The following is a 12,166-nucleotide window of genomic DNA, read 5'->3' on the forward strand; positions in this document are numbered from 1 at the left end:
GGAGCTCTTGGTGCCGGAGACTGCGGGCGATGCCGGAGAAACTGGCTGCGGGGACTTCTCAGGGCTGGTCATGCACACCTGCCGTCTTAATGCTTCGGCTCGCGAATCATGTAACCGATGCCACGCTTGGTTTCGATCAGCGGGGTCACCTTGTGCTTTTCGCCATTGTCATCGGTGACTTCGATGCCATCGACTTTCTTGCGCAGATAGGAGATGTACGATTCCACAATGGCGGCATCCCCTCCCCAGTCGTATTGCCAGACATGGTCCAGGATCTGGGCCTTGGACAGCACACGGCCTTCGTTATCCATCAGGTAGCGCAACAGCTTGTATTCGGTGGGGCTCAGATCGATGGGCTGACCCGCACGGGTCACATCATGGGAGTCTTCGTTGATTTCCAGATCGGCGACGCGGATAATCGGATCGTCTTCCACCTGCTCCCGGGTACGGCGCAGGATGGCCCGGATGCGCGCCACCACTTCCTCAAGGCTGAAGGGCTTGGTGACGTAATCGTCGCCGCCTACGGTCAATCCCATGATCTTGTCCTGGGTGTCGTCGCGCGCGGTCAGGAACAATACCGGCGCATCGATGCCTTCCTGCCTGATGCGGCGGGTTACCGTGAACCCATCAATGTCAGGCAGCATGACATCAAGAACAATCAGGTCCGGCTGCACCTTCTCAATCACTTCGATGGCTTCGGAACCGGATGCCGCGGTGTTGACCTCGAATCCGGCGAAATGCAACGAGGCGACCAGAAGTTCACGAATGGACGGTTCGTCGTCTACGACAACAATCGATGCTTCAATAGGCTTACTCATGCTTTCTAGAGTGGCGCGCCCGTCTGGGTGTTTCCTGAATACTCGCTTGAAGTTTTTTCCTGGGCTTCTTCTCAGTGCTCTTATGAGCGCTCTTGCGCCGACGACGTTTCACCATCACGACGGCCACGATGGCCAGCACCACCAGCACACCGACCATGATCGCGACGCCAAACATCACAGTGGAGCGTGATGTGGTGGTCTTCTTGGCCTGCGCGATCTGGTCCATCATGGCAGTGGCCGCCCCGGGCCAATCAGGCGTGCTTTTCATCAAAGGCGCCTGCGCGGCATCAGATAATTTGTCGACCGTGTCCTGGTTTCTCAGCCACTCGTCGGAATTGGAAGAGACCGCCACGACCAGATTGCCATCATTGGAGGCCACCGCCAGCAGCACGGTGTTGGGCTGGGGATTGGTGGATTCCAATACATTGGAGGCCCATTGTTGCGGCGTCTGTTCGCTATTGAAGCTGGACAGGTACAGCAAGTGGACATGCACGCCGGTTTCCTGTTCGGTCTGCGCAATGGCATCGGTGACTTCGGCGGCATGGGATCCAAGCAGGTTCTCAGTATCGGTGATGTTATCGGTGATGGTGACGCCACTGTTCGAACTGTTCGAATCATTCGCACTGGGGTCCGAGTTATCCCCATACGCGTTGACGGTCAGAGACATGCAGGCAAGCACCAGTGCAATACACGCGAAAACCGCACAGACAAGCCAATTCCCCGCCTTGCGTCGTTGAGTCGTACTGCATGATGCCGAAGCTGGAACCACATTGGTCATAAAAACGTCCGCCCAATTCGAATTTGCCATAAGCTCCACCATAGCGTTCGGTATTCGCAATAACGAACGCCCGTTACCGAGCACATCATCGACAGAAAGGAGCAACGATGCCCCAATATCAAGTAGATTCCGAGCGAATCCAATCGTCGTCGGCCGCTGTGGCGGGGTCCGTGGCGCAAATCAGGCAGGCAGTCGGCGGCATGTATACCAATCTCGCCGCGCTGCAAGAGGCCTGGCGCGGATCGGCGGCCACACAATTCACCTCAGCGGTAGCAGGGTGGCGAGCGGCGCAACAGCAGATGGAGGCCTCACTGGAATCAATACAGCGTGCACTGGCTTCAGCGTCCACGGTATATGCGGACGCCGAAGCCGCGGCTTCACGGCTGTTCGCGCAATGACCGATGCGCCGTTTGCATTCCTGGCCAATCCAATGAACTGATCCAAAACGAGTGTCGGGGAGGCTCCCGAAGGAACCTCCCCGACACTCAGTCAGTTAGAGCTGCAATCAGCTGGCAATCGGATACCGATCAGTAGCCCATGTCAGCGCCGGCACCAGCCGGGGCGGCAGCCTTCGGCTCCGGCTTGTTGGCCACAACGGCCTCGGTGGTCAGGAACAGGCCAGCGATGGAAGCGGCGTTCTGCAGAGCGGAGCGCGTCACCTTCACCGGGTCGGTCACGCCAGCGGCCAGCAGGTCTTCGTAAGTGTCGGTGGCAGCGTTGAAGCCCTCGCCCTCCGGCAGGGAACGGACCTTGTCGATCACCACGTCACCGGACACACCGGAGTTCTCGGCGATCTGCTTGATCGGAGCTTCGATGGCACGGAACACGATAGCGGCACCGGTAGCCTCTTCGCCGGTCAAGGAGGTGACAGCCTCGTCCTTCTCGGCCTTGGCGGCAGCCTGAACGAGAGCCACGCCACCACCAGGCAGCAGGCCTTCCTCGATAGCGGCCTTGGCGTTGCGCACGGCATCCTCGATGCGGTGCTTGCGTTCCTTGGCCTCGACTTCAGTGGCAGCGCCGACCTTGATGACGGCCACGCCGCCGGCCAGCTTGGCGAGACGCTCCTGCAGCTTCTCGCGATCGTAGTCGGAATCGGTGTTCTCGATCTCGGCACGGATCTGAGCCACGCGGGCGTCGATGTCTTCCTTGGAGCCGGCACCCTGAACGATGGTGGTCTCATCCTTGGAGACGATGACCTTCTTGGCGTGGCCGAGCACGGAGACGTCGATGGAGTCAAGCTTGAGGCCCAGCTCATCGGACACGACCTGAGCACCGGTCAGGATGGCCATATCCTGCAGCATGGCCTTGCGGCGGTCGCCAAAGCCCGGAGCCTTGACGGCGCAGGACTTGAAGGTGCCACGGATGTTGTTCAGGATCAGGGTAGGCAGAGCCTCGCCATCAACATCTTCGGCGATGATCAGCAGCGGCTTGCCGGTCTTCATGACCAGCTCGGCGACGTGCACGATGTCCTGCTGAGAGGAGACCTTGCCGGAGGTGAGCAGGATGTACGGATCCTCAAGCACGGCGGTCTGATCGTCGGCATTGGTCACGAAGTACGGAGCGATGTAGCCCTTGTCGAAGCGCATGCCCTCGGTGAAGTCGAGGTCCAGACCGAAGCGGTTGTTGTCCTCGACGGTCACCACGCCGTCCTGGCCGACCTTGTCCAGAGCCTCAGCGATCTTCTCGCCGACTTCGGGATCAGCGGCGGAGATGGTTGCGGTGGCAGCGATCTGATCCTTGGTCTCGACGTCCTTGGCGGCGGCGACGAGCTCCTTGACGATGACTTCGGTGGCCTTCTCGATACCACGACGCAGGGCGATCGGGTTGGAGCCTGCGACCACGTTCTTCAGGCCCTCGTGAACCAGGGACTGGGCGAGCACGGTTGCGGTGGTGGTGCCATCGCCGGCGACATCGTCAGTCTTCTTGGCGACTTCCTTGACCAGCTCGGCACCGATGCGCTCGTACGGATCCTCGAGATCGATCTCCTTGGCGATGGACACGCCATCGTTGGTGATGGTCGGAGCGCCATAGGTCTTGTCGAGCACGACGTTGCGGCCCTTCGGGCCCAGCGTGACCTTGACGGTGTTGGCGAGCTTGTCGAGGCCCTCCAGCATGCCCTGACGGGCTTCCTCATCATAAGAAATGATCTTTGCCATGGTTGTGTGTTCCTCCAAATGGCTATGTATACCGTTATCACCCGCGAGAGCCGATGGGCGAACCGACCGTCAGCTGCCGGTTATCACTCTCGCCCTCCGAGTGCTAACTGTGACATTAGCACTCTCCGCCCGAGAGTGCCAACATCGTGTTTGGAGATTGCGCTATCGGCATGAAAACGAACCTGGCCGTTGGAAGACCACGCAAAAGGTCCCGGTCGATGAGACATCACCAACCGGGACCTTATCTGCGTCGTTGCGGGCAAACCACTCACTCGGGACGTTCTTCGCCAGAAGACAACTTGACGACATCCTTAGCCTGAGTACCTTTACCAGACGAGACGGGCGTATATTCCACCCGATCGCCCTCATACAGCATCTTGAACTTATTGTTGCTGCCGTCGTCCTTGATTTCCGCGTAATGCACGAAAACGTCCTCGCCTCCGCCGTCCGGCTGTATGAACCCGAACCCCTTCTTGGCAAGGAAGAACTTTACGGTACCTTGTGCCATATCTGATCTTTCCTTTGTTCCCTAGGCGTCGCGAACATACCATTAGGGAACGTAGAAAGAACCGCATCGCGCTCCCCCTACCTCGCGACTAGAGCATGATTGTACAGTGACGAGGGAACAATGCCAATCAGAAGCCGAAGAACAAGAAAAAATCGTCTCACTACATGGGCTGAATAGCTTCTCCGGTTTTCCACAAACCCAACGCGATTACACCTGAAATTCAGTCACATCGCCGCTGCCTATGATCGTCGCGATACTCTCCTAGATACTTGGCACAAATGCTAGTTCAACAGCACAACCGTAATCGGAGCGGACAGTCCCTGAACCTGTTCCACCGCGGTAATCCCCAGCGTATTGGCTACGTCCTGAGCGGTGGCCTTGTCGGTTTCATTCTGATACCACACCACCGTGCCGGTTGGCAATGAACCGGTAGGATTGGCCGCTTCCACACTGGTATATCCTGCGGTCTGCAACACGTCCGCCTTCTGTCCGGCGTATCCGGAGACTCCGGTGCCGTTCACCACACGTACTTGTGTGGCCTTGTTCACAGTCGCGGTCTGGGCTTGTTGCGTTTGCTGCTGCGCATTCTGGTCGCTGCTGGATGAATCACTGCTGGACGAATCGGCTGAGGAACTCGAATCATCGCTTGCCGACGAATCACTGGTAGAGGAATCCGAGGAACTCGAGGAATCCGAAGAGTCGGATGCCGACGAATCGGACTTCGTCGTGGATTGCGTCGTGTCACTGGACGCCGTCGTGGATTGGGGTGTCTTCAGATTCAGCAGGTTCTGATACTCGCCACTGCCATATGCCCAAGCGCCGAAGCCGCACAGCGCAGCCACCACGATCACGATGATGAATGGCGCGACGCGGGTCATGACCGGGCGGGAACCGCGATGAGCCCCGACGGGACCCTGGGGCGGATTGTCGAAGACATCCTGTTCATATGATTCGTAGGTCACTTTGTCGCGCGCCATACGCCGGCCTCCTTCATGCAAACTACACCCGAGTGTAACCGTCCGGCACGAAATGGGCTAGCGCGTCGCATGCCATGTCACGGACATGCACTGTATATGCACGTTTGGCTAGAGTATGGAACCATGATCAAACCGCTGAGCGAACTGGTAGAACCGGGCTGGGCGCATGCCTTGGCCGATGTGGAGCCCGTCATCCATCACATGGGTGATTTTCTGAGAGCGGAAAACGCGGCAGGGCGCCCTTGGCTGCCCGCAAGTCACAATATCCTGCGCGCGTTCACCATCCCCTTCGACACCATCAAGGTGCTCATCGTCGGGCAGGACCCCTATCCCACACCCGGCCATCCCGTCGGATTGAGTTTTTGCGTGGCGCCTGATGTTCGCCCGCTTCCCAAGAGTCTTATTAACATATATAAGGAACTGGTGGACGACTTGGGAGTTCCTATGCCGTCCAATGGCGACCTGACGCCTTGGACCACACAGGGGGTCATGCTGTTGAACAGATGTCTGACCGTGGGTGTGGGCAGACCGAATTCCCATCAAGGCAAAGGATGGGAACAGGTCACCGAAGCCGCTATCCGCGCCCTGAACGCCCGCGTGGATGCCAACGGTAAACCAAAACCGCTGGTGGCCATTCTCTGGGGGCGCAATGCGCAAAGCCTTGAACCGCTGCTCACTAACGCCACCATCATCAAGTCGCCCCATCCCAGCCCATTGTCCGCATCACGCGGGTTCTTCGGCTCCAGACCCTTCTCCCGCACCAATCAAGCCCTAATCGCCCAAGGCGCCACCCCGGTTACATGGACGTTGGCGTAAAGCAAACAGCACAGTGTGCTGTTTGTAGCCAACGTGCGAGCCGACAGGCGAGCCAGAAACAAGCCATGCGCAGCATGACCACAACTACAGGACCGTTGGCGTAAAGCAAACAGCACAGTGTGCTGTTTGTAGCCAACGTGCGAGCCGACAGGCGAGCCAGAAACAAGCCATGCGCAGCATGACCACAACTGCTGGACCGTTGGCGTAAAGCAAACAGTCAGTGTTGGTAGTTACAGTGGTGGGCATGACTTTGTTCCCCACGCAACCGCAACTCCCGCCGCAGCCGATGATCCAACCCCCAGCCGCCACACCCCAGACCGCTCCGATCCCCGGTGCCGCAGCACCCCTGGGCCTTGATGATGCCAAACGCGCACGGCTGCTGGCCGATACCATCCGCGCACGTTTCGCCCAGACCTTGGTGGGGCAGGACAATCTGCGCGAGTCGTTGATCGTGACGCTGGTCGCCGGCGGGCATATCCTGATTGAGTCCGTTCCCGGTCTGGCCAAGACCACGGCGGCGCAGACGCTGGCCACTTGTGTATCCGGTTCGTTCAAACGTGTGCAGTGCACCCCTGATCTCATGCCGTCGGATCTGACCGGCACTCAGGTGTTCGATTTCGCCTCGCAGAAATTCACTACGCAGATCGGACCGATCCACGCGAATTTCGTCTTGCTCGATGAGATCAACCGATCCAACGCCAAGACCCAGTCGGCCATGCTCGAGGCAATGGCCGAGGGTGCCACCACCATCGGCGGGCAGCGAATCGAACTGCCCAAGCCGTTCATGGTCATCGCGACCGAGAACCCCATCGAGGAGGAGGGCACATTCAATCTTCCCGAAGCCCAGATGGACCGTTTCATGATGAAAGCGGTGATGACCTACCCGTCCGCCGACGAGGAGACCCGCATGCTGGCCATGCTCACCCGCAGGGGATCGGACATGATCGGCCCCGACACCATCACGGGAGAGCGCATCACCGTATCCGACGTGGAGTTCCTGCGTAGGGCTGCACGTCGTGTGCACGTGGCCGACGCCATCATGAAGTATGCGGTCGATATTACCGCCACATCCCGCGGCGCGGGATCGCACCCCATCAAGGGATTGTCGGCGTTGGTCCGTCTGGGCGCTTCGCCGCGCGCCACCATCGCCCTGACTCGTATCGGACAGGCGAAGGCGCTGCTCTCCGGCCGTGACTATGTGGTGCCGGAAGATATCAAGGTATTCGTCCATGAGGTGCTGCGTCATCGTATCGTGCTCACGTTTGAGGCGTTGGCCGACGGTGTGACCAGCGACCAGATCGTGGATAAGATCGTCGAAACGGTTCCTGTTCCGTGAGTTCGCAAACGATTCGCAGAAAGATCGAGGCCCTCGGCACCCAGATCGCCTTGCCCACCGTGCGCAAGGCGTTGGGCGTGCTGGAGGGCGAGCACGCGTCCGGACGCCATGGTGGCGCCGGCGATATCATGGATGTGCGCGCCTACGCGCCTGGTGACGAGTCCCGGCTGATCGATTGGAAGACCAGCGCCAGACAGGGACAGCCCATGGTGGTGCAGCGTGAGCGTCTGGCGACTTCACGCGTCTGGCTGCTCATGGATGTAGGCCGTGAGATGACCGGCGTTTGTCCTTCCGGCGAGAGGGCGTATGAGGTGGCTGCAAATGCGTTGCGCATGTTCGCCGCGTTGTCTTTGCGCCGCTCGGACGATGTGTCCATCGTCTTCTCCGATGAGGCGAGCATCACCCGCATTCCCTTCAATGGCGGCTTCGCACAGTTCGAGCGCACCTTGGACAAGGCACTGGAACGTCAGTGGACGCACAGACGCAATATCGACGCCTTGCTGGAATACGCGAGACGCATCAAGGACCGCAACGCACTGATCGTATTGGCCACCGACGAGCATGCTCTGTCAGAGGGGCAGATTGTAGGACTGCGCCACATCGCCCGGACGCACCCGCTGGTGCTGATCGATGTGGCGACGCTGAACCCGTTCACACCACTATCCAAACATCATGCCGCACCATTGGACGGCGTGACCGGCCGACGGGTACCGGCGTTCATGCGATCAGCAGTCAGTGCACGTGAGGTCGAGACGCATCGTCACTATATGGCAGCCTCACTGGAACAGGAGCTCAATCGTACCGGATCGTTCCTGATTCGTGCCGATTCCAGCGAGGAGATGTTCGACCGTTTCGTGCATCTGGTGTCCGTCGCCCTGGCACGTACCACGCGCAATCAGCTTGGCTCGTCGCCGGAACTGCAGCTGGCAGGTGATCGCCGATGATGCCGTTCGCATTGACTCTGGCCGTCGAGCCCGCAGATCTTCATCCTCAGGACGAGCTGTCCCTGACCGGCCCGCTCGTCGCGGTGATTGCCGTCTGCCTTCTGCTTGCACTCGGCCTGATTGTCGCCGTGGTGATATTGTCCCGTTCGCCCCTCAAACCCGCCAAGGTGAAACAGCCCCACGGCGCGCACCGCAGTACCAGCGCCAAAGCCCTATGGCATGCACGCATCGACGCGATAGTCGACCAGCATGAGCGCGGCGCATTGAGCCGTGAGGAGGCCTTGACGCAATTGGCCTTGGTGGCACGAGATTTCGCGACGGACGCCTCCGGAAGGTCGTTGCATTCCAGTACCTTGACCGATTTGACGCGCCTCGACCGCACGTCCGCGAACAGACAGGGCCTGGACACGCTGAGGCAGACCATCGAGGCGTTGTATCCCCCGGAGTTCGCCGATCCTGCGTTCAATATCCATGCACGATCGGTCACGGTGCCTCAGGCCGCCGATTGGGTAGCCAATCTTGTGGAAAGGTGGCGTCCATGATGCTTGCCTGGCATTGGCCCTGGGCCGCATTGGCCGGCATTCTGGTGGCCGTGGCCGTCGTGACGCTCATCGTCGCGTTCGCCCGCCGCCGCGATACCAATGATGAGGCCGTGTTCTCATTGGATGAAGACCTCAATACCGAGCATGCCTCTCGCCTGTTCCATCAGTGGCGTGTGGTGAATCGGGTTGCCGTGGTGGCTATGGCCATCGCATTGGCATTGGCCGTTGCGTTGGTGGCGCGCCCCTCCCAAGTGGGTGCCGGCGATGAGCGCGCATCAAGCAGGGACATTGTATTGTGCCTTGATGTATCCGGTTCCACGTTGCCGTATGACCGTGAGGTCATCGACACCTATCTGGAGCTGGTCAAGCATTTCGAGGGGGAACGCATCGGCCTGAGCATCTTCAATTCCACGTCCCGTACGGTGTTCCCGCTCACCGACGACTATGATCTGGTCACCAAGCAGCTGACTGCCGCCAGTACAGCGCTCAAAGGCGTGGAGACCCAGGATGATATCGACAAGATGTCCGATGCGGATTACCAGAAAATAGCGGATTGGCTGGAAGGCACGCAGAACAGGAAAGACGCCACGTCACTGATAGGCGATGGCGTGGTCTCCTGCGCCGCCATGCTGCCCGGCTTTGCGTACGGCTCGGCGAGCGAGGCGAACGCCTCACGCCAGCGCGCGGCCTCGATCGTACTCGCCACCGATAATGTGGTCTCGGGCAAGCCGACATACTCTCTTGACGAGGCGCTCGACCTTACCCGGCAAACCAATATCACGGTGGATGGCCTGTATTCCGGGCCGAAATCAAGTGAGGGCGAGCAAACAACATCGGACATGAAAACAGCCATCGAATCCCATGGCGGCGTGTTCCTGACGCAGTCGAATGGCCGGTCCGTGGAGGAATTGGTCAGGGACATCCAATCACGGCGTGACACCGAATCCAACAGCAAGGCAAAGGCTTCCATGACCGACGCCCCCGGATGGTGGACGCTGGCTTTGGTGGTGGCCGTGGTCATTGTTCTGGCATGCGCATGGAGGTTGAGGCGATGAGCGAATTCACCTTCTCCCCCGCTCTGGGCTGGATTGCCGGCGGAGCACTGGCCGCAGTGCTGGCGCTGATGGCCGTGGCTGAAATCATCCAGTTCGTCCGGCGTCGCGCGAACAACGCCACCGACGAAACCGTATGGGTATGCATACGTCGCACGGCGATGCTGCTGATCGCCTCAATCATGGTATTGACCCCGAGTGTGGTGGCTCCCACCACATCACGCGCCATCAATGCCACTGATGTGATCGTGGCGGTGGACACCACCGGTTCCATGGCGGTGGAGGATGCCCACTATGGTTCCGATGAGACGATATCGCGCATCGCCGCAGCGCGCAAAGCCGTGCACGATATCACGGCCAGTTATGGCGACGCCAGTTTCGCGGCGCTGCACTTTGGCGCGTCCGGAACATTGGATGTGCCGTTGACTCCGGACGCTCCCGCCATCGACAATTGGGCCGATACCTTGGCCGTCGAATCCACGTCCGTATCATCCGGGTCCAATTTGGATGCCCCAATCAACCAGCTGTTGGTCACCGCCAAGTCGATTCGCGACGCGCACCCCGATGATGCCATCGTGCTCTATCTCATCACTGACGGCGAACAGACCTCAAGCGCCGCACGCCGCAGTTTCTCTGCACTGAGACAATACGTGGACGATGGTTTCACGGTTGGCGTAGGTTCCGCTGAAGGCGGCAGGATTCCCGTGATAGCCGATGGGGTGAGCGCCGGCGATTCCTCCACCACCGACCAGTGGGTCACCGATCCGGACACCGGTCAGCCCGGCATCTCGAAATTGGATGAGCAGAATCTGAAGGACATCGCTGACGAAATCAGCGGCACATACCTTGCTACGAATGCAACGTCCACACTGGATGGACAGGTCTCCGGCAAGGCTTCAAGCCAATGGCGTGTAACGACGACGGCAAAGGAACGCACGCGGACCGTTGCGATGGTCTGGCCGCTCGCCATCGCGATGGTGCTCCTGCTGGCCTGGGAGCTCGGCGCATGGATCACGGTTTCAAGGAGGCTGCTATGAGTGCATCAGATAACGCAGGCACGCGCCACGCCCGCGCACCGTTGGGTATGCGTATCGCATTGATCGTCGTCATCGCGCTGCTGACGGCCGTGGCAGGAGTCGCCGCAGTGAACCTTTCGGCCGCTATCACCTTCAATCAGGCCACCGCATCTCTGAACGCCAACATCAAAGCCGCTCAGGATGAGTCGACCGACGTGAGTACGCTGCATGCGCAGCAGGAGCAGACCGATGCGCAATTCGCGGAAGCCGGTCAGATGCGCGGGGTGCTGTTGCCGCAGATCAGGGATGCCATCGACGCGAACGCTTCCATTTCCTCCCAGCTAACGACGATCACCTTGAAGAAAGCCAAGGCACAGACTGAAGGTGATACGTCTCAGTCCGCTGAGCCGCAACAGGCCGATGAATCCTCGTCCTCGAATGCGAAGCGAGGCGGAGCATTGACCGAGGAGCAGAAGAAGCAGGTCGAGGAGCTGATGAAGGCGAACCAGCAGTCCACCGACACCAAAACCAACACCAAGACCGAACAGAACACCGATCAGAACAAGGGCAATACCACGAAACCATGGTGATGCCTGGTCGGCAGTGTCGATGACGTCGCGCAATCGGTAAGACTAGCTATCGGGCTGTCTATAATCGGCAAGTCACATCGGCCAGATGCATCAGGCAGAGATTATCAGGGCCCGTTTATCCTCATTTGTTGTGGATAAACGGGCTCGAATCATTATGACGCTCTTGTCTACGGGGGGTCTACAGGGTTTATTCACATTTGTCGTGGATAAACCCACCCATTTTCCGTAAGCTGGAACCACATAGGTCGTTTCAGCTGGACACGTCACACCATTGTCCCTTTAGCTGGATTCATGAACGCATTCAGCACCAATCCAACATTCACGAACGCGCAGCACAATCCGGCGGCCATCGACCCCATCGGTGGATTCGCCGGCAATACGGTGACACCGTTCAACTATGGCACCTGCCCATGCCATACAGCGGTGGAGCGCAGCCGAAACCTCATCGGCATCCAACGCTCCGCCACGCTTGCCGTCAACGAACGCTTCGCCACGGCAAGTGCCAAGGCAAATAACATCATATGGACAGGCAATGCAGCGGAACTGTTCCGCGCAAGATTGGATTGGATCCGGCAGGCGTCTGCCGCGTTGGAATCCGACATGGACACCACCGAACGATTGGCGAGGGGATGA

At 59.3% G+C, this 12,166-nt stretch carries 14 protein-coding genes; 9 read left to right on the top strand and 5 right to left on the bottom strand.

Going from position 1 to position 12,166, the window contains the following annotated elements:
• Positions 1-86: 86 nt before the first annotated feature.
• Positions 87-818: a response regulator transcription factor gene (locus tag BW09_RS00775; RefSeq protein WP_044088661.1), complete on the bottom strand. Its 732-nt coding sequence runs from the start codon at positions 816-818 to the stop codon at positions 87-89.
• Positions 811-1,485, bottom strand: a complete 675-nt coding sequence (locus tag BW09_RS00780; protein ID WP_140464559.1) for a TPM domain-containing protein — start codon at positions 1,483-1,485, stop codon at positions 811-813. The genes BW09_RS00775 and BW09_RS00780 overlap by 8 nt, the downstream gene beginning before the upstream one ends.
• Positions 1,486-1,703: 218 nt before the next feature.
• Between BW09_RS00780 and BW09_RS00785 the strand changes: the two genes are divergently transcribed.
• Complete coding sequence (locus BW09_RS00785) at positions 1,704-1,994, top strand: WXG100 family type VII secretion target (RefSeq protein ID WP_044088663.1); 291 nt, start codon at positions 1,704-1,706, stop codon at positions 1,992-1,994.
• Between the two features lie 129 nt (positions 1,995-2,123).
• Here BW09_RS00785 and groL read toward each other — a convergent pair whose 3' ends face one another.
• From groL to BW09_RS00800, 3 genes are all read right to left on the bottom strand, one after another.
• Entirely contained in the window at positions 2,124-3,752 is a 1,629-nt protein-coding gene (gene groL / locus BW09_RS00790) for a chaperonin GroEL (RefSeq protein ID WP_044088664.1), read from the bottom strand.
• Positions 3,753-4,020: 268 nt separating this feature from the next.
• The gene (locus tag BW09_RS00795) at positions 4,021-4,260 is read right to left on the bottom strand and encodes a cold-shock protein (protein ID WP_033890233.1); all 240 of its coding nucleotides are present in this window, start codon (positions 4,258-4,260) and stop codon (positions 4,021-4,023) included.
• 281 nt (positions 4,261-4,541) lie between these two features.
• Positions 4,542-5,237, bottom strand: a complete 696-nt coding sequence (locus BW09_RS00800; RefSeq protein ID WP_140464561.1) for a LytR C-terminal domain-containing protein — start codon at positions 5,235-5,237, stop codon at positions 4,542-4,544.
• 123 nt (positions 5,238-5,360) lie between these two features.
• Between BW09_RS00800 and BW09_RS00805 the strand changes: the two genes are divergently transcribed.
• From BW09_RS00805 to BW09_RS00840, 8 genes are all read left to right on the top strand, one after another.
• Positions 5,361-6,053: a uracil-DNA glycosylase gene (locus tag BW09_RS00805; RefSeq protein WP_044088666.1), complete on the top strand. Its 693-nt coding sequence runs from the start codon at positions 5,361-5,363 to the stop codon at positions 6,051-6,053.
• A 244-nt stretch (positions 6,054-6,297) separates the two neighbouring features.
• A complete protein-coding gene (locus tag BW09_RS00810) occupies positions 6,298-7,389 on the top strand; it encodes a MoxR family ATPase (protein ID WP_181161697.1) in 1,092 nt (363 codons plus the stop codon).
• Positions 7,386-8,333: a DUF58 domain-containing protein gene (locus tag BW09_RS00815; protein ID WP_181161696.1), complete on the top strand. Its 948-nt coding sequence runs from the start codon at positions 7,386-7,388 to the stop codon at positions 8,331-8,333. The genes BW09_RS00810 and BW09_RS00815 overlap by 4 nt, the downstream gene beginning before the upstream one ends.
• Positions 8,330-8,875: a hypothetical protein gene (locus BW09_RS00820; protein WP_140464563.1), complete on the top strand. Its 546-nt coding sequence runs from the start codon at positions 8,330-8,332 to the stop codon at positions 8,873-8,875. Before BW09_RS00815 ends, BW09_RS00820 begins: the two co-directional genes overlap by 4 nt.
• Complete coding sequence (locus BW09_RS00825; RefSeq protein WP_140464565.1) at positions 8,872-9,930, top strand: VWA domain-containing protein; 1,059 nt, start codon at positions 8,872-8,874, stop codon at positions 9,928-9,930. The genes BW09_RS00820 and BW09_RS00825 overlap by 4 nt, the downstream gene beginning before the upstream one ends.
• A complete protein-coding gene (locus BW09_RS00830) occupies positions 9,927-10,964 on the top strand; it encodes a VWA domain-containing protein (RefSeq protein ID WP_140464567.1) in 1,038 nt (345 codons plus the stop codon). The genes BW09_RS00825 and BW09_RS00830 overlap by 4 nt, the downstream gene beginning before the upstream one ends.
• Entirely contained in the window at positions 10,934-11,533 is a 600-nt protein-coding gene (locus tag BW09_RS00835) for a DUF6466 family protein (RefSeq protein ID WP_219846506.1), read from the top strand. The genes BW09_RS00830 and BW09_RS00835 overlap by 31 nt, the downstream gene beginning before the upstream one ends.
• Positions 11,534-11,824: 291 nt before the next feature.
• Positions 11,825-12,166: a hypothetical protein gene (locus tag BW09_RS00840; protein WP_140464569.1), complete on the top strand. Its 342-nt coding sequence runs from the start codon at positions 11,825-11,827 to the stop codon at positions 12,164-12,166.

Origin of the sequence: Bifidobacterium sp. UTCIF-1, from assembly GCF_006408915.1 — a bacterium.
Classification (GTDB): domain Bacteria; phylum Actinomycetota; class Actinomycetes; order Actinomycetales; family Bifidobacteriaceae; genus Bifidobacterium; species Bifidobacterium reuteri.

Excerpts from the sequence above, each read along its gene's own strand:
- groL (WP_044088664.1), bottom strand. The coding sequence starts at position 3,752 with ATGGCAAAGATCATTTCTTATGATGAGGAAGCCCGTCAGGGCATGCTG.
- BW09_RS00775 (WP_044088661.1), bottom strand. The coding sequence starts at position 818 with ATGAGTAAGCCTATTGAAGCATCGATTGTTGTCGTAGACGACGAACCG.
- BW09_RS00840 (WP_140464569.1), top strand. The coding sequence starts at position 11,825 with ATGAACGCATTCAGCACCAATCCAACATTCACGAACGCGCAGCACAAT.
- BW09_RS00825 (WP_140464565.1), top strand. The coding sequence starts at position 8,872 with ATGATGCTTGCCTGGCATTGGCCCTGGGCCGCATTGGCCGGCATTCTG.
- BW09_RS00805 (WP_044088666.1), top strand. The coding sequence starts at position 5,361 with ATGATCAAACCGCTGAGCGAACTGGTAGAACCGGGCTGGGCGCATGCC.
- BW09_RS00800 (WP_140464561.1), bottom strand. The coding sequence starts at position 5,237 with ATGGCGCGCGACAAAGTGACCTACGAATCATATGAACAGGATGTCTTC.
- BW09_RS00810 (WP_181161697.1), top strand. The coding sequence starts at position 6,298 with ATGACTTTGTTCCCCACGCAACCGCAACTCCCGCCGCAGCCGATGATC.
- BW09_RS00820 (WP_140464563.1), top strand. The coding sequence starts at position 8,330 with ATGATGCCGTTCGCATTGACTCTGGCCGTCGAGCCCGCAGATCTTCAT.
- BW09_RS00785 (WP_044088663.1), top strand. The coding sequence starts at position 1,704 with ATGCCCCAATATCAAGTAGATTCCGAGCGAATCCAATCGTCGTCGGCC.
- BW09_RS00835 (WP_219846506.1), top strand. The coding sequence starts at position 10,934 with ATGGATCACGGTTTCAAGGAGGCTGCTATGAGTGCATCAGATAACGCA.
- BW09_RS00795 (WP_033890233.1), bottom strand. The coding sequence starts at position 4,260 with ATGGCACAAGGTACCGTAAAGTTCTTCCTTGCCAAGAAGGGGTTCGGG.
- BW09_RS00830 (WP_140464567.1), top strand. The coding sequence starts at position 9,927 with ATGAGCGAATTCACCTTCTCCCCCGCTCTGGGCTGGATTGCCGGCGGA.
- BW09_RS00780 (WP_140464559.1), bottom strand. The coding sequence starts at position 1,485 with ATGTCTCTGACCGTCAACGCGTATGGGGATAACTCGGACCCCAGTGCG.